This window comes from Pseudomonas sp. Wu6 (genome assembly GCF_019891515.1).
Lineage (GTDB): Bacteria > Pseudomonadota > Gammaproteobacteria > Pseudomonadales > Pseudomonadaceae > Aquipseudomonas > Aquipseudomonas orientalis_A.
Map to the genome: position 1 here is coordinate 54,505 of NZ_JAFLXH010000028.1, position 24,574 is coordinate 79,078.

Consider the following 24,574-nt stretch of genomic DNA (forward strand, 5'->3'; position numbering starts at 1 on the left):
CTGACAGAATACGCCGCAATTTCGTTCATCTCTGGAGCGCTTCATGGCCACGTTCACCAAGACTGCACTGCTGCTGGCCCTTGCGCTTACCGCCGGCAGCGTATGGGCTGCCTCCAAGGCGACCACGCAAACCATCTCCACCCTGGGCGGCAAGTTCACCTTCGACCTGCCCAAGGCCTACACCGCCGATACCCTGCCTTCCGGTAAAGCCGATGATGGCACCGCCGATACCCAGGGCACCCTGTACGCCAACGCCACCACCAAAAGCGTGGTGATCGTCGCCGAAACCGTACGTAACGATGGGGTAGCCATCAAGGACAACGACCCGCAGTTCCTCGATGGCGCCGTAGCCGATTTCGTCAAGAACCAGAGCGCCGCCCTGCCCGACTTCAAGAAGCAAAACGAGAAAAAACTCACCTACAAAGGCCTCGGCCTGCGGCAAGTCGACAGCACCGCCACCCAGGGCGGCGGCAAGACGTTGAACTCCACCTTTCTCGGCGGTTCCGGCAATCAGCTGCTGGTGATCCAGGCGATTTCGCGAGCGGATGATGTAAAGGGGCATGCTGCGCTGGTCAAGCAGATTACCGGCGGCAAGTAAGCCAATCTCCAATGTGGGAGGGGGCTTGCCCCCGATAGCGGTGTGTCAGTCTCAATATCTTTGACTGAAAGATCGCTATCGGGGGCAAGCCCCCTCCCACATTTTCAACTGCGTTTCACTTCAAACTTTTCTCCAGCCAGGCTTTTAAATCCTGGATTTCCGCTTCGCTGATCGTATGGTTCATCCCGGGATACCCATGAAATTCCGGCTTCAACCCAATCCCCTCGAGCACCGCATTCGCCCGCGTCCCCAACGCATAAGGCAGCGCCTGGTCCAACGTGCCATGGCCGATAAAGATCGCCAGCTTGCCCAACGCTTCATCCTGCTTGAGCTCGGCCTTTAGCACCGGCAACACACTGCCGCTCAGGGCCGCTATGCCACGCAGCAGCTCGGGTCTGCGCAAGCCCACTTCATAGGACATGATCGCGCCCTGGCTGAACCCGACCAGAAACACACGATCACTCATGGTGTGATACTTGGCGGTGGCCTTGGCCACGAAGTCTTCAATCAGCCTGGCGCTGCTCTGCAGATCGGCGGTCACGCCATCGTAATCACCGTCACCGGGGGCCTTGGTGAACCAGCGATAGCCACGTGGCTCCACCGGCAGCGGCGCACGCACCGACAGGTAGGTCCAGGTGGAAGGCAGCGCATCCTTGATGCCGAACAGGTCTTCCTCGTTGCTGCCAAAGCCATGCAGGAAAATCACCAGCGGCTGGTTGCGTGAATCGCCCTGGGTTTGCTCCAGGTACGACAGCGGCAAGTCGGTGTGCAGGTCGGCATCCGCCTGGGCGACACCGGCCAGCAGGGTCAGGGTGAGCGCGAGCAATTTGAGCATGGGAACTGTCCCTCAGGGTTTGCGCAACAAATAGGTGTCCATGATCCAGCCATTGGCGAGCCGCGCAGCCTTGCGTACCCGTTGGATGTCTTGCGCCACATCAGCCACTTTGCCGCTGATCAGGATTTCATCCGGCGTGCCCAGGTAGGCGCCCCAATAGATGTCCAGGTCTTGATCGGCCACGCTGCGGTAGGAGTCTTCGGCATCGAGCATCACCACCAGGGTGTCGGCATCACTCGCCTGCCCCGCCGCCAGGCGCCGCCCGGTGGTGATTTCAATGGATTTACCGATCCGGTTCAACGGCACTTTATGCCGGGCCGCCAGAGCCTGCACGCTGGTGATGCCGGGGATCACCTCAAACTCGAATTCACAGCGGCCGTCGGCCAGGATCGCCTGCAGGATGCGAATGGTGCTGTCGTACAACGCCGGGTCACCCCAGGCCAGAAACGCGCCCACTTCGCCGTCGGCCATTTCCTCGTTGATCATACGCTCGAAGGTTTGCTGCTTGTCGCGGTTGAGGTCCCGCACGGCGGTGGTGTAGTCGATATCACCGCGCGCGCGCTCAGGGCAATCGGCCTCGACGAAGCGATAGCCGGACTCGGTGATATAGGTCTCGCAGATTTCACGCCGCAGGTCGATCAGTTTGTCCTTGCTCTGGCCCTTGTCCATCAGGAAAAACACGTCGGTGCGGTTCAGCGCCTTCACGGCCTGCATCGTGATGTAGTCGGGGTTGCCGGCGCCGATGCCGATGATCAGGATGCGTTTCATGGGTTGCTCTCATTGCGGAGCGTGGATTTTGCCATGATCGGGGCGTCAGGCGTAAGTTTCCAGACGCAGGCGCCAGACTGCATTGAAGCGCAGTTCGGTGCGCGACAGCGGTTCAACGTCGATCCGGTAGAACATCGAGACCGGGCACTGCATGACGAACAGCAGCGCAGCGCGGATAACGAACGGATGGGTCACTGCCAGCACATGGCCGGGCTGACGTTCCTGGGACTTGATCCAGTCCCCGACCCGCCTGCACAACTGCCCCAGCGTCTCGCCACCATGGGGCGCGGCGGCACTGTCGGTGAGCCAGGCGTTCATCTGATCACTGTCGAGATCGCCGATAGCCTGGCCTTTCCAGCGCCCCAGGTCCAGGTCGCGCAGGGCCGCTTCGGTGCACGGCTGCGCACCGAATAACGCCGCCGTCTGCCGGGCTCGTGCCTCCGGCCCGCACACCAGGCGCGCTGCCTTGGGGTAATGGCCTGCCAAAGACAGTTGCGAGCCTTGCCAGTCCATGAGCAGCGACTCGTCATCGGCAAAACGTGCCTGTTTCTGCGCCGCCGTGGCCGCATGGCAGATCAGGGTCAATCGGGTAGCCTGCACGCCATTCGCTCCGCCGGGATCAGGCTGCCAAGCCTGGCGCAGTTAACGCCTCGATGCAACGCCCGGCGACCGCGCCCTCAAGCCAATGCCGCCGCCGCAGGCACTGCCGCCGGGCTGGTGCTGGCCACGAAGTCCTCCTTGCGCAGCAGCACCAACGCGATCAGCGACACCACCCCGGTCGCCACATAGAAGTACCAGGGCGAGGTGATGTCACCGGTCACCTTGATCAGCCAGGTGGAGATCAGCGGCGCGCTGCCGCCAAACACCGCAACGGGCACGTTGTACGCCACGGCAATCCCGGTGGAACGGATGCGCGTGGGCAGCAGTTCGCTCATCAGCGCATAGGTGGACGAAGCGTACAGGCCGAACAGAATCGCCACCGCCATCAACGGCGCGAAGAAGGTTGCCGGCGTGGCGGTCGGTGCCATCTTGAACAGCCAGAACATCGCCAGGGTCGCCAGTGTGCCGATCACCATCAGGAACGGCTTGCGCCCGTACCTATCGGTGAAGGCGCCGCCGAACGGCATGACGAAGGCCGCCGAGAAGCTGGCGACGAACACATAAAGCAAGGTGGTGCCGCTGTCGAACTTGAGAATCTTGGCCATGTAGGTCGAGGCAAAGGTCAGCACCAGGTAAAAGATCGAGCTGTGCAAGGTGATGATGAAGAACACCAGGGCAATCGCGCGCTTCCACTGCCAGACTTCGCGCAGGGGTGCGCGAGAAGTTTGCCCGGCGCGTTGCAGGGCAAGGAACTCGGGGCTGTCTTCGAGCTTGAGGCGGATGTACATGGAAATGAAGCCCAGCGGCGCGGCGATCAGGAACGGCACGCGCCAGGCCCAGTCCTGCATCATGTCGGCGCCCAGCACCCAGGTCATGCCATTGGCCACGGCGCCGCCCAGCAGCAGGCCAAGCACGGCGGTGACCATCAACCAGCAGGTGGCAAAGCCGCGTCGGCCGGGACCGGCGTATTCGGAAATGAAGCTGGTGACCGTGCCGATTTCACCGCCCGCCGAGAAGCCTTGTACACAGCGCACCAGGATCAACAGAATCGGGGCGGCGATGCCCAGGGTCGCGTACGTGGGCAGCAAACCGAGCATCACCGTGGAGCCGGTCATCATCACCAGCGCCATGATCAGGGTTTTACGCCGGCCGATCTTGTCCGCCAGCGGGCCGAAGAACAGCCCGCCCAGGGGCCGGATGAAGAAGCTCAGGGCGAACGCGGCAAAACTGGCCAGCAGGCTGGTGGTGGGGTCGTCGGAGACGAAGAACGCCTGGCCGATATAGACGGCAAGAAAGCCGTAGACGCCATAGTCGTACCACTCGATCAAGTGGCCGGAGGTGGCACCGAGAAACGCGCGGCGGCGTTTGCGGACAGTGTCGTGCGCGTGATTGCCCATCGAGGGGGACTCCTTGTCTGTTTGTCGATCCATGCTAAAACGCGGCGATACTCGCCGCTTTGAGCGATTGCCGCAAGTCGGTCTTGAGGATTTTGCCGTAGCTGTTCTTGGGCAATTCGCTGCGCCACACATATTTCTTGGGTTTCTTGAACGATGCCATGCGCGCCAGGAACCAGGCCGTCAGCTCGGCTTCGTCGAGGGGCTGGCCGCTGCGCGTCACCACAAACGCCACCACCGACTCGCCCCACTGCGGGTCCGGTTCACCCACCACGCACACCTCAAACACCTCGGGATGCTGGGCCAGCACCTCCTCGACTTCGCGCGGGTAGACATTGCTGCCGCCGCTGATGATCACGTCCTTGGAGCGATCCGTGAGGGTCAGGTAGCCGGCGGGGTCGAGGAAACCGATGTCGCCGGTCAGCAACCAGCCATCGACCAGGGCCTGGCGCGTGGCCTCGGGGTTGCGCCAATACCCCTGCATCACCGTAGCGCCACGTACGGCAATTTCGCCGCGCGTTCCCATGGGCAGCGGTTGGTGCCCGGTATCAAGGATGCGGATTTCCACACAGGCTTGCGCATGGCCGACGGACGCGGCCAGGGTCGCCCAATCAGGGCGTTGACGGTCGGCAATCAGCCCACGGGGCAGCACGCTGATGGTCATCGGGCTCTCGCCCTGGCCGTAGATCTGCACCAGGCGGGCGCCAAAGGTGTCGACAGCATCGCGCAAGTCGGCCAGGTACATCGGGCCACCGCCGTAGACTATGGTCTTGATGCCTGCGCCGCTGTAGCCCTGGCGCCGCGCCTGCTCGACCATGCGCTTGACCATGGTCGGCGCGGCAAACAGCGAAACACTGCCCAGCTCGGCCGCCAGGCCAAACAGCTCGGCGGCGTCAAAACCATTGGACGCCGGCACCACATGGCGCGCGCCGCAGCGTACGTGAATGAAGTTATAGAGCCCGGCGCCATGGGACATCGGCGCGGCATACAGCGCCGCATCGTCGGCGCTCACCGGATCGACATCGGTGGCGTAACACAACGACATGGCGATCAGATTGCCATGGGACAGCATCACCCCCTTGGAACGCCCGGTGGTGCCGGAGGTATAGAACAGCCAGGCAAGGTCGTGATCCTGGCGCGGCACCGGTTGCTCCCGTGTCGCCCCGCCAGGGTCATCAGGCGGCAGCACGTGACCATCGAGCTCTGTGCAGCGCAGGGGTAGGTCCTGCGCTGAAAACACCCGGCCGCCATCGGTAAAGATCAGGCGGGCCTGGGCGTTATCGGCGATCCACGCCGCCTCGGTCGGATGCAGCTTGGCGTTGATCGGCACCGCCACCGCCCCCATCCACCAGATGGCGTAGAGCAACTCCAGGTAGTCGCAGCTGTTTTTCATCAGCACCGCCACCGCATCCCCCGGCTGCACGCCGTGCTGGTCCTGCAACTGCGCGGCGCGCTGGCGCACATGGGCGGTGAAGGTGGCGTAGTCGGCCACTTGCCGGGCGCCGTCGAACAGTGCCGGGCGTTGCGGGTCGCGACGCTGGGTGTCGTGCAACCAGTTGGCAATGTTCATGGCTCAGTACCGGCGCGCATGCAGGACCGAGGCGTAGTTGGCCACCGCCATTCCACCCATGTTGAACACCAGCCCGAACTCCGCGTTGGGCACCGCCAGGCCGATCGGCTCGCCGGTCAATTGCCGGAACGCCAGGGCATGCATCGAGACACCCGTCGCGCCAACGGGATGGCCCTTGGCCTTGAGCCCACCGGAAAGGTTCACCGGCAAGCGCCCGCCCGCGCGCACCACACCGCTGTCGAGTACACGGTGCCCCTCGCCTTTGGGCGCCAGGCCCATGGCTTCGTAGATCAGCAGCTCGGCGATGGTGAAGCAATCATGCACCTCGGCGAAACTCAGGTCGGCCAGGGTCACACTGGCCCCGCGCAAGGCGGAGTGAATGGCCCGCTGCGGGCCTTCAAACGCGAGGATGTCGCGCTGGGCGATAGGCAAGGTGTCATTGACCTGGGTCATCGCGCGAATCTGCACATCGCGACGGAACGCCCGCGCGCGCTTGGGTGAAGCCAGGATGATCGCCGCCGCACCATCGCTGATCAGCGAGCAATCGGTAAGGCGCAGCGAATCGGCTACGAACGGGTTGCTCTGGGACACATTGTTGCAGTGCTCGAAATTCATCTCCCGGTGCATCTGCGCCAACGGGTTGGCCATGGCATTGGAGTGATTCTTGGTGGCAATCGCCGCCATCGAGCCCAGCGGGCTATGGTAGCGCTCGGCGTATTGGCGCGCGGCGCGACCGAACAGCTGCGGGAAACTCAGGCCGGCCTCGGCGGCATCGTTCTGGTAACCGGCACCGGCCAGCGCCTGGGTGACGGCAGCCGTGGAGGTGTGGGTCATTTTTTCGGCGCCCACCACCAGCACCAACTCGGCGCTGCCGGAGAGAATCGCATTGACCCCGGCCTGGATCGCCGCCGAACCGGACGCACAAGCGTTTTCACAGCGCGTGGCCGGCTTGAAGCGCAGCCCGGGGTCGGCCTGCAGCAGCAATGACGCGGCAAAACCGTCGGGCACCAGCCCGGCATTGAAGTGGCCAAGGAACAGCGCATCGATTTGCGATGCCTCAAGGTCGGCATCGCTGAGGGCCTCACGCGTGACCTGAACAATCAGATCCTCCAGCGTGGTGCCTTCCAGACGACCAAAACGCGAATGACCAGCGGCAACGATAGACACGCAATCAACAGGCATAATCAATTTCTTCTGTTCTTCAACCGGACTTCCCCTACAATGAACCAGCTCTGGCCGCACGCCAATTCGTGTAACTACTTACATGGATAAGTAGTTTTACAAGGATAAGTATTCGCCAGTGAGTTGAACAACGAGGCAGGATGCCCATGACCGTGTTTACCCAGCCCTTGCAAGACCTCGAACGCCTGGCGTTCAAACTGTCCCCCGCTCCGCAGTTGGTCACCAGCAACCGCGTGATACTCGACTGCAACGACGCGTTCCTGAAACTGTTCGGCTATGCCCGCGAGGCGCTGGTCAATCAGTTGACCTTGCTGATCTACCCGTCCAAGGCCGACTACCACGCCATCGGCAAGCGCAGCCATGATTGGTTGCTCGACAGCGACAACGGTTTTTATTCCGACGAGCGCTTCATGCAGCATCGCAACGGCGAGGTGTTCTGGGCCAAATCCCATGGCTACACTCTTACACCCAGGGACCCGTTCAAGCTGATGATCTGGCACTTCGAACGCCTGGACCGCAGTCACCAGGGCACCGGGGACTTGACGCCGCGGGAGCGCGAGATTGCCATGCATATCGTGAACGGGCTCAAATCAAAGGAAATCGCCCTGCGCCTGGGGATTTCCCACCGCACGGTTGAAGTGCATCGGGCACGGTTGATGAGGAAATTGCAGGCCAAGACGGTGGTGGAGTTGGTGTCGAAGATTATTATGGTGGCGTGAGGGGGGTCTTCGGTTGGGTTTGTTGGTTTTGGTGGGAGGGGGCTTGCCCCCAATGACGGCCGAACAGCCAACGCGTATTTACCTGACACTCCGAGGTCCAAATGTGGGAGGGGCGGTGCGACGATTCGACTTGCCCCCGATGGCGGCCTCAGGGCCGACCAGGATGTTGGATCAGATCGAGTACATATCCGTTTCTGCGGTCACGGCCACTTAGGGTTCCGCCCTGACGGCGGGTCACTTTGGAAAAGCCCCAAAGTAACCAAAGGGCTCTTGCCCCACCACTCGGCACCTCGCCTAGGCTCGGTGTGCCCTCTCTCCGGCTTGAATCCGTGGGCCGCCGCAATGGGCCATCCTTGGCCCAGTGCGGCTAACCCGGCGTCCTGCCGGGTTGCCCACGGATTCAAGCCTGCGTTCGGCCAGCGTGGTTTAACGGGGCGCCTAGGATCAAAAGCAGATCAAGATCAAGAGCGACTCGCTTCGCATCGTGGTTACGGGTGGGCGCTACAGCGTTGTGTCGATATCTATGGCCATCGGGGGCAAGACGAATCGTCGCACCGCCACGCCCTCATTTTGCTCGTCAGGCTCCCCCCTACCAACGCTCTTTCAACATCCGCAGTTCCAGATGCTGCAACAGCATGATGGTCTTGCCATCCACAATCTCCCCGCTGGCCACCATCCCCAACGCCTGCTCGAACCCCAGTTCCAGCACTTCGATGTCCTCGCCCTCTTCCGCCAGGCCGCCGCCGGCGCCAACCCGGTCGCCCGCCTGGTATTCGCCGGTAAAGAAGTGAATGCGCTCGGTCACCGACCCCGGGCTCATGAAGGCCGCATAGACTTTTTCGACATGCCCCACGCGGTAGCCGGTCTCTTCCTCGGCTTCCAGGCGGATGCGTTCTTCGGGACTGGCGTTGTCGAGCAACCCGGCCGCCGCTTCGATCAGGTAACCGGGGTAATCATTGACGAAAGTCGGCATGCGGAACTGGCGGATCAGCAGCACCGTGCGCTGCTCGCGGTTGTACAACAGGATGGTCGCACCGTTGCCCCGGTCATACACCTCGCGGGTCTGGGCTTGCCAACTGCCGTCGCGACGGCGCAGGTCGAAGCTGTATTTCTTCAAGAGGTACCAGTTGTCCGAAAGGGTTTCTTCGGCGGTGATGCGCACGGGGCTGTTGTCCATGGTCGGGCCTTTGCTCAAAGAAGCGGAGCATCGCGTGCAGGCCATGCAGCGTCAAGCCGGTTGCCCGGATGGGTCGCTGCAACACTTTGCAAGCAATCCTGCGTCACGGCCGTCGTATTAATTTTTGCTCTGCCCGGGCCATCTGGTACAACCCGAGCTTGGCTTTTGTACTGGAATCTTCATGTCAGCTTTTTCCATACCCCGCCGGGGCCTGCGCCGGTTTGTGCTGCTGTGCATGGCCCTGCTGATCGTCGGCCTGCCGGTCGGCTGCGCCGTGCTGCAACACAAGGAGCGCGAACTGGTGTTTCGCATCGAGCCGGGCACCGCAGGCTGGTACACCGGCCTGCCAAGCGCCGTGCAGGAGTTCGATATCAAGCCCGCCACGTTCAAATCCGGCCAGAATATCCATGGCTGGTGGTACCCGGCCGCGCGCAAGGATGCGCCTGCGATCCTCTATCTGCACGGCGTGCGCTGGAACCTCACCGGCCAGCTGTTTCGCATCGAACAGTTGCACGCCCTGGGCTATTCGGTGCTGGCCATCGACTATCGCGGTTTTGGCAAAAGCCAGGGCGACCTGCCTTCGGAAACCACGGTGTATGAAGACGCGCGCATCGCCTGGGAACGCTTTCAAACCTTGCAGCCGGACCCCGGTAAACGCCTGATCTACGGCCATTCCCTGGGTGGCGCGGTGGCCATCGACCTCGCGGCCGAGTTGAGCAGGCAGGTGCCGTTGCCGGTACGCGGGCTGGTAATCGAATCCACGTTCACGTCCCTGGGGGATGTCGCCACGGCCGTTGCCGATACCTCACTGCCGGTGCGCTGGTTGCTGTCGCAGAAATTCGATTCCATCGACAAGATGGCCGATATCCATATGCCATTGCTGGTGGTGCACGGCCTTGATGACCGCTACGTACCACCGCGTTTCAGCCAGCAGTTATTCGAAGCCGCCCAGGAACCCAAGCGGCTGTTACTGGTGCCGGGGGCCGGCCACAACAACAGCATGAGCCTGGCCGGGCGCAATTATGGCGTGGCGCTGGACAAGCTGATGCAAACGACGATGCCATCACCGGTGGTCAGCCACTCCACAGGCCGAGACGGTGACTCATAAACGCACTTTTCGGCACTGGCTTGGCCAAGGCCTGTCAAGCGCAAACCCTGCCCGTATTGGCCGTCATTGAAAGTTGATCAAATATTGATCGCAGGTTAAATCGCCAATGCTGCCGGGGCCTTGCAAAGTTATCCACAGAGATACCCACGGTTTTCGTGGACAACTCTTTTTACTTTTCCGTTTCTTTTTGCCCATCAAACGCCGTCAGGAAACGTGCCAGGCAGCAGGATCTCGCGATTCACATCACGTATATCGTTATAGCCACACAGCGCCATCGACACATCCAACTCACGGGCGATGATCTCCAGCGCTCTGGTCACGCCCGCTTCGCCCATCGCGCCCAAGCCATACAGATGCGGGCGTCCGATCATCGTGCCCCTGGCGCCCAGCGCCATGGCCTTGAGTATGTCCTGGCCGGAGCGAATGCCCCCATCGAGCCACACCTCTATCCGATTGCCCACCGCCTCCACAATCGCCGGCAATTGGCTGATGCTCGACGGCGCACCATCCAGCTGACGGCCCCCGTGGTTGCTCACCACCAACGCATCGGCGCCGGTATTGACCGCCAGGCGTGCGTCTTCCACATCGAGGATGCCCTTGATGATCAGCTTGCCGCCCCAGCACTTCTTGATCCACTCCACATCGTCCCAGCTCAAGCGCGGGTCAAATTGTTGGGCAGTCCACGCCGACAGCGAACTCATGTCGGCCACGCCCGTCACATGCCCGACGATATTGCCGAAACCACGACGCTGGGTGCCGAGCATGCCCATCACCCAGCGCGGCTTGGTCATCATGTTGAGGATGTTCGGCAGGGTCAGCCTGGGCGGCGCCGACAGGCCATTGATCAAATCCTTGTGACGCTGCCCCAGGATCTGCAAGTCCAGCGTCAACACCAACGCATCAACACCCGCCGCCTTGGCCCGCTCGATCAGGCGCTCGATAAACCCGCGGTCGCGCATCACATACAACTGGAACCAAAAGGGCTGGCCGACGTGCTCGGCGATGTCTTCCAACGAACAGATGCTCATGGTCGACAAGGTATAGCGCAGGCCAAAAGCCGCAGCGGCGCGCGCGGTGAGGATCTCGCCATCGGCGTGCTGCATACCCGCAAGGCCGGTAGGTGCCAGCGCCACCGGCATGGCCATGTCCTGGCCAATCATGCTGGCGCGAATCGAACGTTCATCGATATTGCGCGCCACGCGTTGACGGAATTTGATACGGGCAAAATCGCTTTCATTGGCCCGGTAGGTGCTCTCAGTCCAGGAGCCGGAATCGGCGTAGTCGTAGAACATGCGGGGCACACGTTTTTGCGCAAGCTTGCGTAAGTCTTCGATGGTTGTGATCAACGACATCGGGTCACCTCTCCCTGAACTGAACCCAGAGAGTAACCGGCGATCGCCCAGGCAACCAGCCATTGCGTTTATCTCGCGAGCTGTACACGGCGGCGCCCTGCACCCCCAGGCGAGCCGGCGAGGATTTTTTCAATCAGATGGGGAGGTGCGACCGATGAAGGTCCAGCAGGTCCAGGGCATCGGCGATCGCATGGCCGCTGGCGGTGTTATCGAAGATGCACCAGGTGGGAATGCCCTCCTCCATCGACTGGCACAACAACCGCGCATACGCCTGCACCCGCTCATGCCCATAGGCGCTGTGATAAATGCGCGGCGAGCCATGCAGGCGCCAATAACGCACGCCGTGCCAGGCATCGCCTGCGGCAATGACATCGGGGTCGGCGGTGACCCAGCCAATCTCCAGGGCTCGCAACAGACTCCCAGCCGCCAGCCAACTGGCATGGCGCGGCTCCAGCACTACGGCGCCGGCAAAACCCTGGCGCAGCGCCTCGAAAAAGGCGCGGGCAACCAGCGGTTCATAACTCAAGGACGGCGGCAGCTGAACCAGCAGGCAACCGAGCTTTTCGTGCAGTTGCAGGCATTGCGCGAGAAACTCGTTCAGGGCGCTGGCGCACTGCTGCAAGCGCAGCTCGTGGGTGATCCGCTTGGGCATCTTGACCGAAAAACGAAATCCCGCAGGCACCGAATCGCGCCAGCGCGCGTAGGTTTTCGGCAAGTGGGGCCGATAAAACGAACTGTTGATTTCCACCGCATTGAAACGCGAAGCGTAGCGCTGCAGATGCGTGCCTTGCCCAAGGAAGGCCGGCCAATGCTCGCGGGGCAGGCTCCAGCCAGCACAGCCTATATACAGCGGTGCTGTCAAAACAGCACCGTGGCCGCATCGCGCATGAAAATCTCGATGGTCTTGGGCCCGACGCCGTCGAACTCACCCAGGCGCCTTTCGAACGCCTGGCGGTCGTCGCTGGCCTCAAGCATCCGGGTGATGCTGCCGCTGTAATCGGCATTGAGTTTTGCGCTCAGGTCCAACAGGCGCTGGGCCGTGGTTTCGTCGTAACGCACGTAATGCGCGCGCCCCAACATGGCGACCAGTTGCCGCGACGTGCAGTGCTGCAATTTACGCGGCGTGTCGCGGCCCTCCTCTTCAATGATCACCCTGTACGCCTGCGCGGCAATCGGCGCCTGAATGCGCTTGCCCATCACGAAGCTGGCGATAAACCACTTGAACAGGCTGCTGTCATCGCCAGGCTTGAGCTCGATTCCCAGTTCCGACGCGCTGATGGAACGGGCCATGCTCACTGCCCCTTGCTGAGCTTCTCATTGATCGCATCGGTCTGGCGCTCAAGGTCCTTGATCGAGGTAGGCGTCACCACTTTATCGATGGTTTCGGTCCTGGGGTTCGGACGTTCCAGGGACTGCCCTTTAGTGTCGTCGGCATTGCCCTTTTGCGCGTCTTCGGAACTGACGGGCGCGGGGGTTTTATCGGCGGGCTTGTGATCAGTCACGGTGCTATCTCCTGGTAATGACAGGTCACCCACAGTGGCGACCCTATGCAGCAGAACCCTGTGAATTTGGATTAGTTCAAGGAAATTGCCACGCTTGCCGTTCGGTCAATGCGTGCAAAAAAAATTTAAACCTTTTGCCCGGGCGCCGGTTCAACAGTCTCGTAACGGCAACACGCCATTTCCAAGGAGAGACACCATGACGACTCGACTGATGAAACACATGGGCCTGACATTCGCGCTGGTTGCAGGCTCGATTTCCACCGCAATGGCCGCCACCTCCAACGACTTTGTCGAGAGCGCCGCCCAGGGCGGTATCACCGAGGTGGAAGCCGGCAAACTGGCGCTGGAAAAAAGCAGTTCGGCGGACGTGAAGACCTTCGCGCAGCACATGATTACCGACCATACCAAGGCCAACCAGGAACTGATGGCACTGGCGAAAAAACTCGATATCGAAGTACCGGATGACGCCGCCCTGACTGACAAGGCGAAGAAAGCCATCCTGGAAATGCGCGATGAATCGTTCGACAAGGCCTACGCCAACAACCAAGTGGACGCCCACGAGAAAACCGTCGCACTGTTCAAGAAGGAAGCAGAGTCCTCGGACAACGCCGAGTTGAAAGCTTTCGCCACCAAGACCCTGCCGACCCTTGAAGCACACCTGGAAAAAGCCAAGGCGCTGCAAGGCAAATACGCCCATTAATTCACTTACCCAAACAGGAGACACCCGCTTATGAGTGCGCAACTCAACGGTAAGAAAATCCTGATCATCACCTCCAATACCGGCATCGAGCGCGATGAACTGCTCAAGCCTCTGCAAGCCCTGCGTGGTTTCGGCGCGACCGTGACGCACGCATCCAGCAAAGGTGGCACTACCCAGACCTTCGTGGGCGATACGGAAAAGGACCAGACCGTGGAATCCGACGTGCAACTGTCGGACGTGGTCGGCAGCGACTTCGACGCGCTGGTCATCCCGGGCGGCACCGTCAATGCCGATACCCTGCGCCAGGATAGCGCCGCGCTGCGCTTGATAAGCGAGTTCGCCCAGGCCGGCAAGACCATCGCGGCCATCTGCCACGGCCCGTGGACGTTGATCGACGCGGGCGTGGTCAAAGGCAAGACCCTGACTGCGTTTAAAAGCGTGCGTATCGATCTGGAGAACGCTGGCGCCGCCAGTGTGGTCGACGCCCAGGTGCAGGAATGCAAGGCCAATGGCTGGACCTTGATCACCTCACGCACGCCGGACGATTTGCCGGCGTTCAATGAGGCGATTGCCCAGGCTGTTGCGGGTTGATCCGTCCACCGCAATAAAAACAGGCGCCCCATGGGGCGCCTGTTTTTTTAACTGAACGCTTCAGTGTTTACGCGGTTGCGCCATCTCGCGCTTGGGCCCGAACATCGCCCAGGCGATCAGCCCCAGCAGGGGTACGAAGATCAGCACCACCACCCATAAGCCCTTGGTCTCCCAGCCACCGGTACTGCGCAACACGATGTTGATGGCCCACAGTTCCAACAGCAGCAGAATCACTGCCAGTACGATCCAGATATATTCAATTTGCATGCTTCACCTCCTGAAGTCTAAGGGTTAGGTCAAGCAAATGCGCCAGGGGTTCCATCGAATTGTTCAGCAACGCACTTCAACAGCGGCGGCGGTTGTGCGTTGTGCAATCCCGGCAACCCCCGATCATGCAAGCTGCACGACAACCACCCGACGGGTTGACGCCATCCATTTGATTTAAAACATAATTTACTAGCCTGAGAAGTTGGTACGCGTGATGCAATGAGCTTACTCACGAGGTGTGCGTTTCGACATGCCCGACCATTACCCGTGAGGTTCCACATGAATGCCATCGACCTTCTCAAAGCCGACCACGAACGCGTCAAGACTCTGCTGACCCAATTGAGCGAATCCACCGAACGCGGGGTGAAAAAACGCACCGACTTGCTGGCCAAGCTGGAGATGGAAATCACCCTGCACACCAAGCTGGAAGAAGAAATTCTCTACCCTGCTTTCAGAAAAGCCGGCGGCAAGGAACAGGACATCATGTACCACGAAGCCAAGGAAGAGCACCGCACCGTCGACTCATTGGTGCTGCCCGACCTGAAGCAGACCGACCCGTCCACCACCGAGTTTTCCGGTCGAGTCAAAGTGGTCAAGGAGCTGCTGGAGCACCATATCGAAGAAGAAGAAACCGAGATGTTTCCCGAGGCCAGGAAGCTTCTGGGCAAAGCGATGCTGGAGGAACTCGGGGCTGAAATGGAAGCGATGAAAGCGGCTCATAAAAAGGCCATGACGAGTAAACCAATGGCTGCGTAAGGCCTATTGGTCACGTTGTCTGCGCTTTGATTGGCGCAAGCGTCAGGGCCCGTTTACCGGCCCTGACGCCTTATCCTCAGCAACCAGGCCAGGCCAATCAAAAATACGATTGCGACAGTAACAGCCCTGCATACGGGGCAGGCAAAGTAGTTCGAGATGTTGCTGGAAGACAGGCCAGCCCACCCCTTGTCGGAAAATTATCGGCTGGCCGCCGTCCACTGCGCCTGACTGGCCGCCGTGACCATCAAGCTGTTGACCGACCATGTGCCCATGCCCCAAACCGCGTAGGAACCGGTTCACCAGTACGCAGGAGTACAGGGCCCAGGCGATCAGCGCCCGCTCGAGGCAGCTCGATTTCATCACCGCGACCCTACCACCGAAGCCACAAAAGGATAGAGCGCAGCGCGCCCCTGTGGCAGAACGTCGCAGATTACGCGGGGGCCCAGGGTTGCTAGACTCTGCACCCTTCTCGTTACTCCTTTTCAAAGCCGGGTGGGCAACTCCAGAGCCATTCAGGCGTTTCACAGGATGCACAGTTGATGAGTACGTTATTCACCCGCCGCAAAGTGCTGACCGGCATGGGCCTGTTGGGCCTGGGCAGCCTGCTGGGCGGCTGTGACTACAGCCCCAAGCTGGATTTCAAGTACGGCAAGGACCTCAGTGACAAGATCATGGGGCGCACCTTCAAGCTCAAGAACACCGACGGCGAAACCGTCACCCTGAGCTCGTACCGTGGCCTGATGCCCGTGGTGTTCTTCGGCTTCACCCAGTGCCCGGCGGTCTGCCCGACCACCCTGGCGCGCGCCGCCCAGGCGAAGAAGCTGATGGGCCGCGACGGTGAAATCATGCAGGTGGTGTTCATCACCCTGGACCCCGAGCGAGACACCCCCGAGATACTCGATAAATACGTCAAGGCCTTCGACCCCAGCTTCGAAGCCCTGTATGGCACCCCGGAAGAAATCGCCGTGGCCGCCAAGGAATTCGGGATCTTTTATGAAAAGATCCCCGCCGGCGACACCTACACCCTGTCCCACACCGCCACCAGTTTCGTGTTCGATACCCGTGGCAACCTGCGCCTTGGCTTGCAGGCATCCCTTACCGCTAAAGAGTGCGCAGAAGACCTGCTCACCGTCATGGAGGTCTGCTAATGACTGCCGTTCAACACCTCAAGCGTCTCACCCTCGGCCTCACCCTGCTCGGCCTCGCCGCCCACGCCAGCGCCCAGGTGCAAGTGAGCGACGCCTGGGTACGTGCCACCGTGCCGGGCCAACCGTCCAGCGGCGCCTTCATGACCGTCACCGCCGACAGCGACAGCCAATTGCTGCGCGTGGCTTCACCAGTGGCCAAAGACGTGCAGATCCATGAAATGAGCATGAAAGACGACGTGATGCGCATGGGCCCGGTGGACTCGGTAGCCCTGCCCGCAGGCAAAGCCGTCAAGCTCGACCCGAATGGCTACCACGTGATGCTGATGGGCCTGACCGGCCAGATCAAGGAAGGCGACCAGGTGCCGCTGACCCTTACGGTAAAAGACGCCAAGGGCACCGAGCAGACCATCGAAGTGGAAGCGCCAGCGCGTGGTTTGGATGGGATGGATCATAGCCACATGGACCATAGCAAGATGCACTGAGGGGCGAACTCTCTGACACCAGGATGAACGCTATCGCACGCTCAATGGGTTCGGTTCGCAACCACTCGTGCAAAACCTGACCGATGGGGAAGGTTGGCGCCATGGTGGTTGCACTGCAGCTGGAAGCGGGCATGATCTGGCTGAACCGTCGACCGCTCGCTATGGTCCCAACCCGTACGCTCATCGTTACAGGAACCCATCCATGACCCTGCCTCAAGAAATGACCCTGATCGAAATCACCGCCCCCGGCGGCCCCGACGTGCTGCAGCCGCGTCGCGCAGACGTGCCGGTGGCCGGCCCCGGCGAGATCCTGATTCGCGTGCATGCCGCCGGGGTCAACCGTCCCGACGCCCTGCAACGTGCCGGCAAATACCCGATGAAACCCGGCATGAGCCCGATCCCCGGCCTGGAAGTGGCCGGTGAAGTGGTGGCGCTGGGCGAAGGCGTGCATCAATACGAACTCGGCGACAAGGTCTGCGCCCTGACCAATGGCGGCGGCTATGCGCAGTTCTGCGCGGTGCCGGCCAGCCAGGCGCTGCCGATTCCCGAAGGCATGGACTGGATTCAAGCGGCGGCCGTGCCGGAGACGTTCTTCACCGTCTGGGCCAACCTGTTCGGTCTCGGCGGCGCCTGCAACGGCCAGCGCGCGCTGATCCACGGCGGCACCAGCGGTATCGGCACCACCGCCCTGATGCTCTGCCGGGAATTCGGTATCGAGGCATTCGCCACCGCCGGCAGCGCCGATAAATGCGCGGCGATCGCCAAGCTCGGGGCGCAGCCGATCAATTATCGCGTAGAGGATTTCGCCCAGGTCATCGCCGAGAAAACCGCAGGTAAAGGCGTCGATGTGATTCTCGACATCATGGGTGCCTCCTACCTCAACAACAACCTCAAGGCCCTGGGCATGGACGGCCACCTGGTGATACTGGGCTTCCTCGGTGGCGCCAAGGCCAATGAGGTGGACCTGCTGACCATACTCGGCAAACGTGCGGTCATCACCGGTTCCCTGCTACGCGCACGCACCCGCGAAGAAAAGGCCGCCATCGCCGAGCAGTTGCGTGAACACATTTGGCCGGTGCTGAGCGAAGGGCGTTGCCTGCCGATCATCGACAAGGTGTACGAATACACCGACGCCGCCCAGGCACACGCCCGCATGGAAGGTGGCGACCATATCGGCAAGATTGTGCTGCGAGTCGAATAAACCAGACAGCTCCCTGTGGCGAGTGAGCTTGCTCCCGCTGAAGCATAGGTATCTACACAACTCTGTAGCCCCCAACCGTAATCACGATGCGAAGCGAGTCGCTCTGGCTCTGGCTTTTGATCTGCTTTTGATCTCAGGCGCCCCGTTAAACCACGCTGGCCGAACGCAGGCTTGAATCCGTGGGTAACCCGGCAGGACGCCGGGTTAGCCGCACTGGGCCAGGGATGGCCCATTGCGGCGGCCCACGGATTCAAGCCTGCGTTCGGGCACACCGAGCCTAGGCGAGGTGCCGAGTGGTGGGGCAAGAGCGTTTTGCTTACTTTTGCGCTTTTCAAAAGTGAGCCGCCGTCAGGGCGGAACCCTAAGTGGCCGTTACCGCAGAAACGGATATGTACTCGGTCTGATCCAAGATACTGGCTGTCCCTGAGGCCGTCATCGGGGGCAAGCCCCCTCCCACATTTGGATCTCGGAGCGTCAGGTAGATACGCGTTAGCTCCCTCGCCACAGGTGCAGTGTCGCACCAAAATTGTGTAGATACCTATGCCCGCTGGAGGGCGCAGCCCTCCCCGACTCGCCACAGGGTAGCTGTCGAACTCAGCCTGGTTGAACATATTCCGGATAATCCACATACCCCGCCTCGGTCCCGCCATACAACCCCTCAGCCTTCAACGCATTCAACGGCCAGCCATTGAAGATTCGCTGCGGCAGGTCCGGGTTGGCAATGAACGGCCGGCCGAATGCAATCAGGTCCGCCAGCCCGGCGTCCACCAGTGTTGCGCCACGTTCGGCGGTGTAGCGGCCGGCATAGATGACGCGTCCGCTGAAGGTGCTGCGCACGGCCTGGCGGAAGCTGTCCGGCAGGTCGGGAGCATTGTCCCAGTCGGCTTCGGCGATGGAGACATAGGCGATACCCGACTGCTCCAGCACCTTGATCGCTTCGATATAGGTGTGGTGCGGGTCTTCTTCCACCAGGCCGATGTAGACACGCTCCTGATCGGTGCCACTGAACAACGGCGAAAAGCGCACGCCAACGCGCTCAGGGCCGACTACGCGGCACACGGCTTCGACGATTTCGCGCAAAAAGCGCAGGCGATTGTCCAGCGTGCCACCGTATTCATCATCGCGCTGGTTGGAATGGGCCGAGATGAACTGGTTGACCAGGTAACCATTGGCCGAATGAATCTCCACCCCGTCGAAGCCGGCGTCCAGGGCATTGCGCGCCGCCTGTGCGTAGTGGCCGACCAGTTCCTCGATCTCCAGCACCGTCAGGGCGCGGGGGACCGGCGGTTGTTTGAGCTCACCGGCACCCGGCGCCGTTTCGATAAAGGCCTTGGCCTGCAGGGCCTGGATGGCCGAGGGGGCGACCGGTGCGGCGCCGTCGGGTTGCAAGGCATTGTGGGACACACGGCCCACATGCCACAGCTGGGCGAAGATCACGCCGCCCTCGGCATGCACCGCCTCGGTGACCTTGCGCCAGCCGTCGATCTGCGCCGGCGTGTAGATCCCCGGCGTCCACGCGTAACCCTGGCCGCGAGGCTCGATCTGGGTGCCCTCGCTGACCATGAAACCGGCGCTGGCGCGTTGACGGTAGTACGTGGCCATCAAGTCGGTGGCGATATCGCCCGGTTGTGCGCTGCGCTGGCGGGTCAGGGGCGGCAGCACGATGCGGTTGTTCAGGGTGTGATGCCCCAGTTTTACGGGGGTGTTCAACGGATGAGCCATGGGGATATTCCAAATTCAGGACGAGCGAAAACACTGGCGACTCTTGCGAGCCGCCACATGCATCTATCGGTGGGGTTAAGTCGGTGGGGTTAAGTTAAGCGGTGAGGTTCAACAGGGCCTCGGCCACTTCACTGGAGCTGCCGGGGTTCTGCCCCGTCACCAGCAGACCATCGACAATCACGAACGACTGCCAATCGGCGCCCTTCTCGTACTTGCCGCCCAGTTTCTTGAATTCATCTTCCACCAGGAACGGCACGACGTCAGTCAGGCCCACGGCGGCTTCTTCCGAGTTGGAGAACCCCGTGACGCGACGGCCCTTGACCAGGGGCTCGCCGTTGACCGCCTTGACGTGACGCAAGGCGCCCGGTGCGTGGCAGACCAACCCGACAGGCTTGCCGGCACGCTCGAACGACTCGATCAGCGCGATGGACACCGGCGACTCGGCCAGGTCCCACAGCGGGCCGTGGCCGCCCGGGTAGAACACGGTGTCGAAGTCATCGGCGTTGACCGCGTCCAATTTCACCGTAGTGGCAAGGGCCTGCTGCGCGGCAGGGTCGGCGTTGAAGCGATGGGTCTGTTCGGTCTGGGCATCGGGCTGATCGCTGACCGGGTCCAGCGGCGGCTGGCCACCGGCAGGCGATGCCAGCACCACCTCGGCGCCGGCGTCCTTGAACGCGTAATAGGGAGCGGCAAACTCTTCGAGCCAGAAGCCGGTCTTGCGGCCGGTATCGCCCAGCTGGTCGTGAGAGGTCAGTACCATTAATACTTTCATTTTCCAGTGCCTCGATCGTGGTGGATAGCAGGGTTTTCGGGGTGGCCCAACAACTGTCGGGTCAGGCCCAGCGCCTCATCGAACGGCGCGGTGGTACGGGTGATCTTGCCCATGACGCTGGTCCCCAGCCACAACGCATACAGGCGTCGCGCCAGGCTTTCGGCAGGTTGCTCGAGCATCAGCGAACCGTCTTGCTCGCCGTGCTGCAACGCCGTGGCGAGCAACTCGATGGTGCGTGACGTGCCACGCTGCAATGCCAGGCGCATCGGCTCTGAAAGGTCTGACACCTCGGCGCCGAGTTTGACGGCAAGGCATTTGCCGGCGTCGGTGCAGCCGGTGTGGTTGTCGATCCAGCCCTGCCAGTAGCGCATCAGCCTGGCGTAGTGGGACAGGCCCGGCTGGCTGAACAGCTGCTGCATGCCCTCGATGTAGTGATCGAAGTAGGTATCGAGCAGCACCACCCCGAATGCATCCTTGGAGGTGAAGTAGTGATAAAACGAGCCTTTGGGCACCTCGGCGGCTTGCAGGATTTCGTTCAACCCCACCGCAGAAAATCCCTTGGCGCCGACAATAGCTTGTGCACTGTCAAGAATGGTCTGCCGTGCGCTTCTGGTTTGGCTGTGCATGCTTGGCCCCTTGCGATTAGACCAGTCGTCTAGTTCGTTGAGGCAATGTTAGGGACCGGGGCGCAGGCTCACAATGTCATATCCGCAAGGATTCCGGACATTCGCCACCGGCAGTTGCCGTTTACCCGGCACGCGCCGACAATCCTCCCTCCCGCGCCCCTTGGAGAATGACGATGCACAGCGTTGCGCTGATGGTTTACCCGAACTTCCAGTCCCTGAGCCTCAGCCTGGGCTCGGTGTTCGAGTGCGCCAACCTGCTGCGAGGCGAGCCGGCCTATGCCTTTCATCTGGTGTCGGAAAGCGGCGGCGCCGTCATGACGTCCCAGGGGTTTTCGGTAAACACCACGGCGATTCGTCCCGAGGGCTATGACACGCTGATCGTCAGCGGCTACCTGGAGTTTCGCCTGCCGGAAGCCAATCTGCTGGAGATGGTCAAGGCGGCTTCTGCGCAATCGCGCCGCGTGGCCTCGCTGTGCATGGGCATTTTCGTGCTGGCCGAAGCGGGTTTGCTCGACGGCAAGCGCACCACCACCCACTGGATCCACGCGCCAGCGTTTCGCAAGCGCTACCCGCACATTCGCCTGGAAGACGACAAGTTATTCGTGGTGGACGGCCAAGTGTGGACCGGCGCCGGCATGAGCGCCGGGGTCGACCTGGCACTGGCGATGGTGGAGAACGACCTGGGCAGTGACCTGGCCCGACGCATCGCCCGCAAGTTGGTGATCGCGCAGCGGCGCGGCAGTGAACAATCGCAACTGTCAGCCCTGCTCGAACTGGACCCCAAGTCCGACCGCGTACAACTGGCCCTGGCCTACGCCCGGGAAAACCTCACCCACGACCTGTCGGTGGACGCCCTGGCCGAGGTCGCCCGCCTCAGCCCGCGCCAGTTCAGCCGGGTGTTTCGCGAAGAAACCGGGCAGACGCCGGCCAAGGCCATCGAAGCGCTGCGCGTGGAAGCGGCACGGGCCATGATGGAAACCAGTCGCCACCCGGTTGAAGTCGTGGCCCGCGAAACCGGGTTCGGTGATCGCGAGCGCATGCGCCAGGCGTTTCTCAGGGCGTTCGGGCAACCGCCGCAGGCGATGCAGCAGATGCTCTGCGGGCGGGGCCAATAATCGATCAATGCAGTGAAGCGTGGGTAATCAGGTAGCTCATCAGGTGCGGCTCATCATCCAGCTCCAGGGTCTGCACCGGACGCGGCAGGTTATCCAGCACCGTGCGCCAGAACGCCTGGGACACTTCGTCCTGATCAAAAAAACGCACCAGCCAATTGTCCTCCCCGCTGCACAGCACCTGGGTGGCGATGGCGCGGCCGATGCCTTTGCGGCGGTAGCGCTTGAGGATGAACAGGTCGGCCAGTTCCAGGGCGTCGATGCCCGGCAATTCGCTGCCTTCGATCAGCAGGAAGCCGGCGATATAACCGTCCATCAGTAACAGATTGGCGCTCCACTGCGGGTCTTGCCAATAGCGGGTCAGGTGCTCGTCGTGGATGTAGAAACGGCCATCGGCCTCGACGTCTTCCTGTTCCCAGTCCGAAGACTCATAGGCGTAGTACTGGTAGAGATTGCGGATCAGCTCGGCGTGTTCAGGGCCGGTCTGGATCAATTCAACGGTGGTTTCAGGCATGGGGCTCTCAGTGAAAAAACGCAGGGCGCCATTGTTCACAAAAGCGCTGGCCAGCGCCAATACATTGCCCAACCTTTCTATTGGCTGAACCGATTGCAGATAGCGACCGCCCAGGCCGAAATTCTGAAACATTTAGAATAAACTTCGCCGGTTATCCCTTTTTTCAAGGACTTGTATTTTGACTAACGTCTGCTCCGCCGGCCTGGATGTGGGGTTCGCCTCCCTGGATTACCTGCAGATTTTCATCCTGGGGGTGATCCAGGGCATTACCGAGCTGCTGCCGGTGTCGTCCACCGCCCATATGCGCGTAGTACCCGCCCTGCTCGGCTGGCAAGACCCGGGCTCGGCGTTTTCCGCAGCGATGCAGTTGGCGGCGCTGGCGGCGGTGGTGAGCTATTTCTGGCGCGATGTGCAGCAAGTGACCACCGGCAGCATCAGTGCCGTACGCCGGGGTGACTACAACGACCGCTGGTTCAAGCTGGCAGTGGCGATTGTGCTGGCGACGATCCCGATCTGCATTGCCGGCCTGGCGCTGTCCTCGACCTTGAATAGCTGCAACTCGCCACTGCGCGGGCTGATGGTGATCGGGATTGCCTGTGTGGTAATGGCGGTGTTGCTGGCAGCGGCTGAATTGCGCGCCCGCCACACCCGCGACGTGAGCCAGATGCGTTTGCGCGATGCGCTGATCGTCGGGATTGCGCAGATTGGCGCGTTGATCCCCGGCGTATCGCGTTCGGGCTCGACCTTGACCGCAGCACTGTTCCTGAACTTCAAACGCGAAGAAGCCGCACGGTTCTCGTTCCTGCTGGGCCTGCCCGCCATTGCCCTGGCCGGTTTGAAAGAACTGTGGGTGCTGCTGCACACCGACATGCCCGCCCATGCCTGGCCGCATTTGATCTTCGGCCTGGTGGTGGCGAGCATATCGGCGTTCTTCGCCATCTGGGGCCTGATGAAGTTTCTGGAACGCTTCTCCACCTGGCCGTTCGTGATCTACCGCGCGCTGCTGGGGGTGTTTTTGATCGTGGCGGTCAGCACCGGCTGGCTGGCCTGATGCGCTGTCGTCGCCAGTGAGCGGTCCCACACCTGGCGAATCAGCGCCTTGAGCTTCAGCGCCTCAGCCCAGCGATCACTGAGCTCTCGGCCGTCCGCGCCGGTGATCGCGTAAGGCGGCGGGCCGAGCTCGCAGGTGAACGACAGGCTTCGCGGCGTCTCTGGGCGGGCCAGCCAATCCTCGATCCCGTAGCGCCACCATCCGGTAAATCGTTCTACCCACGGCTGATGCTGCGGGAAATCCAGCGCCACCTGCACCTGTTCACTGCTGGCCACGCGGCCATGAAAGCCCCAGCTACGGCGCAGGATGGTACGTATGTGCTCATCGTCATCGGCGTCGCCGGGCTCGGGCAATTCGCGCCCGACCACGTAGTGGGACAGATCGGCCAGCAGTTTCAAGTCAGGCATTTGCGCCAGCAGGTCGAGGGTGAACAGCAGATCACTGGTAAGCCGATAACGGTGGGTTTCCAGCAGGATCGGGAAATCCACCTGCTCGGCCAGGCGTTGCCAGCCCTCGATCAACCGGCCCGCCTCGGCCTGGGTGCGCGGACGCACGTCGGCTTGCAGGGTCAGGTGGTGACAGCCATGACGGTTGATCACCTCCAGGGCGCGCGCCAGGTCGTCCACCGTCTGCGGGAACAGTTGGCCTTCAATCTGCAAGCCGCGCGCGGCGGTGGCTGCGTGCAGGCGTGCAACTGCGTCGGCCTGCCAGTAATGGTCGGTGACGCCATCGAAACCGGCGGCGGCGATGCGATCCAGCTGCGCCTCAAGCGGGCCGGGTTCGGTGTGCATCGCCCATAAGGATTGAAATACCAGCAATTGGCGCAT

At 61.6% G+C, this 24,574-nt stretch carries 28 protein-coding genes and 1 pseudogene; 11 read left to right on the forward strand and 18 right to left on the reverse strand.

Features of this window, described 5'->3' with window-relative positions; all coding sequences use genetic code 11:
* The first annotated feature begins 43 nt into the window (after positions 1–43).
* The gene (locus J1G34_RS19005; protein ID WP_065894261.1) at positions 44–598 is read left to right on the forward strand and encodes a DcrB/PsbP domain-containing protein; all 555 of its coding nucleotides are present in this window, start codon (positions 44–46) and stop codon (positions 596–598) included.
* 115 nt (positions 599–713) lie between these two features.
* Here the strand turns inward: J1G34_RS19005 and J1G34_RS19010 are convergent, their stop codons facing one another.
* The 6 genes from J1G34_RS19010 to J1G34_RS19035 form a co-directional block, all read right to left on the reverse strand.
* A complete protein-coding gene (locus tag J1G34_RS19010; protein ID WP_065897146.1) occupies positions 714–1,433 on the reverse strand; it encodes an alpha/beta hydrolase in 720 nt (239 codons plus the stop codon).
* Between the two features lie 12 nt (positions 1,434–1,445).
* The gene (cobF, locus tag J1G34_RS19015; RefSeq protein ID WP_065897148.1) at positions 1,446–2,201 is read right to left on the reverse strand and encodes a precorrin-6A synthase (deacetylating); all 756 of its coding nucleotides are present in this window, start codon (positions 2,199–2,201) and stop codon (positions 1,446–1,448) included.
* Between the two features lie 45 nt (positions 2,202–2,246).
* The gene (locus tag J1G34_RS19020; protein WP_065897150.1) at positions 2,247–2,801 is read right to left on the reverse strand and encodes a histidine phosphatase family protein; all 555 of its coding nucleotides are present in this window, start codon (positions 2,799–2,801) and stop codon (positions 2,247–2,249) included.
* Positions 2,802–2,878: 77 nt separating this feature from the next.
* Positions 2,879–4,198, reverse strand: a complete 1,320-nt coding sequence (locus J1G34_RS19025; protein WP_065894258.1) for an MFS transporter — start codon at positions 4,196–4,198, stop codon at positions 2,879–2,881.
* A gap of 34 nt (positions 4,199–4,232) precedes the next feature.
* Positions 4,233–5,765 carry a class I adenylate-forming enzyme family protein gene (locus J1G34_RS19030; RefSeq protein WP_065894256.1) on the reverse strand — a complete coding sequence of 511 codons (1,533 nt, stop codon included), beginning with the start codon at positions 5,763–5,765 and terminating at the stop codon, positions 4,233–4,235.
* Positions 5,766–5,768: 3 nt separating this feature from the next.
* Positions 5,769–6,947, reverse strand: coding sequence for an acetyl-CoA acetyltransferase (locus J1G34_RS19035; RefSeq protein WP_065894253.1), 1,179 nt, complete (start codon positions 6,945–6,947; stop codon positions 5,769–5,771).
* Positions 6,948–7,093: 146 nt separating this feature from the next.
* Between J1G34_RS19035 and J1G34_RS19040 the strand changes: the two genes are divergently transcribed.
* Positions 7,094–7,666, forward strand: coding sequence for a LuxR C-terminal-related transcriptional regulator (locus tag J1G34_RS19040; RefSeq protein WP_065884721.1), 573 nt, complete (start codon positions 7,094–7,096; stop codon positions 7,664–7,666).
* A 589-nt stretch (positions 7,667–8,255) separates the two neighbouring features.
* On the opposite strand, the gene J1G34_RS19045 is transcribed toward J1G34_RS19040, so the two are convergent.
* Entirely contained in the window at positions 8,256–8,843 is a 588-nt protein-coding gene (locus J1G34_RS19045) for an NUDIX domain-containing protein (protein WP_065884722.1), read from the reverse strand.
* Positions 8,844–9,024: 181 nt separating this feature from the next.
* Here J1G34_RS19045 and J1G34_RS19050 point away from each other — a divergent pair, with 181 nt between their 5' ends.
* Positions 9,025–9,951 (forward strand): alpha/beta hydrolase, encoded by a 927-nt coding sequence (locus J1G34_RS19050; RefSeq protein ID WP_065894251.1) that lies wholly within the window; start codon positions 9,025–9,027, stop codon positions 9,949–9,951.
* Positions 9,952–10,145: 194 nt separating this feature from the next.
* Here J1G34_RS19050 and J1G34_RS19055 read toward each other — a convergent pair whose 3' ends face one another.
* From J1G34_RS19055 to J1G34_RS19070, 4 genes are all read right to left on the reverse strand, one after another.
* The gene (locus J1G34_RS19055) at positions 10,146–11,303 is read right to left on the reverse strand and encodes an alpha-hydroxy acid oxidase (protein ID WP_222994484.1); all 1,158 of its coding nucleotides are present in this window, start codon (positions 11,301–11,303) and stop codon (positions 10,146–10,148) included.
* A gap of 133 nt (positions 11,304–11,436) precedes the next feature.
* A complete protein-coding gene (locus tag J1G34_RS19060; protein ID WP_222994485.1) occupies positions 11,437–12,165 on the reverse strand; it encodes a DUF72 domain-containing protein in 729 nt (242 codons plus the stop codon).
* Complete coding sequence (locus J1G34_RS19065) at positions 12,162–12,593, reverse strand: DNA methylase (protein WP_222994486.1); 432 nt, start codon at positions 12,591–12,593, stop codon at positions 12,162–12,164. The genes J1G34_RS19060 and J1G34_RS19065 overlap by 4 nt, the downstream gene beginning before the upstream one ends.
* A 2-nt stretch (positions 12,594–12,595) precedes the next feature.
* Positions 12,596–12,805 carry a hypothetical protein gene (locus J1G34_RS19070; RefSeq protein ID WP_065884727.1) on the reverse strand — a complete coding sequence of 70 codons (210 nt, stop codon included), beginning with the start codon at positions 12,803–12,805 and terminating at the stop codon, positions 12,596–12,598.
* Positions 12,806–13,001: 196 nt separating this feature from the next.
* Here J1G34_RS19070 and J1G34_RS19075 point away from each other — a divergent pair, with 196 nt between their 5' ends.
* Both J1G34_RS19075 and J1G34_RS19080 read left to right on the forward strand, forming a co-directional pair.
* On the forward strand, positions 13,002–13,505 hold the full coding sequence (locus J1G34_RS19075; RefSeq protein WP_065884728.1) for a DUF4142 domain-containing protein: 504 nt from the start codon (positions 13,002–13,004) through the stop codon (positions 13,503–13,505).
* Between the two features lie 30 nt (positions 13,506–13,535).
* A complete protein-coding gene (locus tag J1G34_RS19080; protein ID WP_065884729.1) occupies positions 13,536–14,096 on the forward strand; it encodes a type 1 glutamine amidotransferase domain-containing protein in 561 nt (186 codons plus the stop codon).
* A gap of 60 nt (positions 14,097–14,156) precedes the next feature.
* Here the strand turns inward: J1G34_RS19080 and J1G34_RS19085 are convergent, their stop codons facing one another.
* Entirely contained in the window at positions 14,157–14,363 is a 207-nt protein-coding gene (locus J1G34_RS19085; protein WP_065884730.1) for a PLD nuclease N-terminal domain-containing protein, read from the reverse strand.
* A gap of 279 nt (positions 14,364–14,642) precedes the next feature.
* On the opposite strand from J1G34_RS19085, the gene J1G34_RS19090 reads away from it, so the two are divergent.
* Positions 14,643–15,119, forward strand: a complete 477-nt coding sequence (locus tag J1G34_RS19090) for a hemerythrin domain-containing protein (RefSeq protein ID WP_065884731.1) — start codon at positions 14,643–14,645, stop codon at positions 15,117–15,119.
* A 56-nt stretch (positions 15,120–15,175) separates the two neighbouring features.
* Here J1G34_RS19090 and J1G34_RS27310 read toward each other — a convergent pair.
* A pseudogene (locus J1G34_RS27310) lies at positions 15,176–15,479 on the reverse strand (DUF2946 domain-containing protein); the annotation flags it as partial.
* Positions 15,480–15,658: 179 nt separating this feature from the next.
* On the opposite strand from J1G34_RS27310, the gene J1G34_RS19095 reads away from it, so the two are divergent.
* The 3 genes from J1G34_RS19095 (at position 15,659) to J1G34_RS19105 (ending at position 17,950) form a co-directional block, all read left to right on the forward strand.
* A complete protein-coding gene (locus J1G34_RS19095; protein ID WP_065894241.1) occupies positions 15,659–16,267 on the forward strand; it encodes an SCO family protein in 609 nt (202 codons plus the stop codon).
* Positions 16,267–16,749 (forward strand): copper chaperone PCu(A)C, encoded by a 483-nt coding sequence (locus J1G34_RS19100; RefSeq protein ID WP_122463785.1) that lies wholly within the window; start codon positions 16,267–16,269, stop codon positions 16,747–16,749. The genes J1G34_RS19095 and J1G34_RS19100 overlap by 1 nt, the downstream gene beginning before the upstream one ends.
* Positions 16,750–16,951: 202 nt before the next feature.
* Complete coding sequence (locus J1G34_RS19105) at positions 16,952–17,950, forward strand: NAD(P)H-quinone oxidoreductase (RefSeq protein ID WP_222994487.1); 999 nt, start codon at positions 16,952–16,954, stop codon at positions 17,948–17,950.
* A 594-nt stretch (positions 17,951–18,544) separates the two neighbouring features.
* Here the strand turns inward: J1G34_RS19105 and J1G34_RS19110 are convergent.
* From J1G34_RS19110 to J1G34_RS19120, 3 genes are all read right to left on the reverse strand, one after another.
* Entirely contained in the window at positions 18,545–19,672 is a 1,128-nt protein-coding gene (locus J1G34_RS19110; protein ID WP_065894235.1) for an alkene reductase, read from the reverse strand.
* Between the two features lie 94 nt (positions 19,673–19,766).
* Entirely contained in the window at positions 19,767–20,444 is a 678-nt protein-coding gene (locus J1G34_RS19115) for a type 1 glutamine amidotransferase domain-containing protein (RefSeq protein ID WP_065937433.1), read from the reverse strand.
* The gene (locus J1G34_RS19120) at positions 20,441–21,070 is read right to left on the reverse strand and encodes a TetR/AcrR family transcriptional regulator (RefSeq protein ID WP_222994488.1); all 630 of its coding nucleotides are present in this window, start codon (positions 21,068–21,070) and stop codon (positions 20,441–20,443) included. Before J1G34_RS19120 ends, J1G34_RS19115 begins: the two co-directional genes overlap by 4 nt.
* 173 nt (positions 21,071–21,243) lie before the next feature.
* Between J1G34_RS19120 and J1G34_RS19125 the strand changes: the two genes are divergently transcribed.
* Positions 21,244–22,185: a GlxA family transcriptional regulator gene (locus J1G34_RS19125; RefSeq protein ID WP_065897161.1), complete on the forward strand. Its 942-nt coding sequence runs from the start codon at positions 21,244–21,246 to the stop codon at positions 22,183–22,185.
* Positions 22,186–22,189: 4 nt separating this feature from the next.
* Here J1G34_RS19125 and J1G34_RS19130 read toward each other — a convergent pair whose 3' ends face one another.
* Positions 22,190–22,828 carry a GNAT family N-acetyltransferase gene (locus J1G34_RS19130; protein WP_222994489.1) on the reverse strand — a complete coding sequence of 213 codons (639 nt, stop codon included), beginning with the start codon at positions 22,826–22,828 and terminating at the stop codon, positions 22,190–22,192.
* 46 nt (positions 22,829–22,874) lie between these two features.
* Between J1G34_RS19130 and J1G34_RS19135 the strand changes: the two genes are divergently transcribed.
* Positions 22,875–23,747, forward strand: a complete 873-nt coding sequence (locus J1G34_RS19135) for an undecaprenyl-diphosphate phosphatase (RefSeq protein ID WP_130138996.1) — start codon at positions 22,875–22,877, stop codon at positions 23,745–23,747.
* On the opposite strand, the gene J1G34_RS19140 is transcribed toward J1G34_RS19135, so the two are convergent.
* The gene (locus J1G34_RS19140) at positions 23,687–24,574 is read right to left on the reverse strand and encodes a sugar phosphate isomerase/epimerase family protein (protein WP_262411869.1); all 888 of its coding nucleotides are present in this window, start codon (positions 24,572–24,574) and stop codon (positions 23,687–23,689) included. The genes J1G34_RS19135 and J1G34_RS19140 overlap by 61 nt on opposite strands.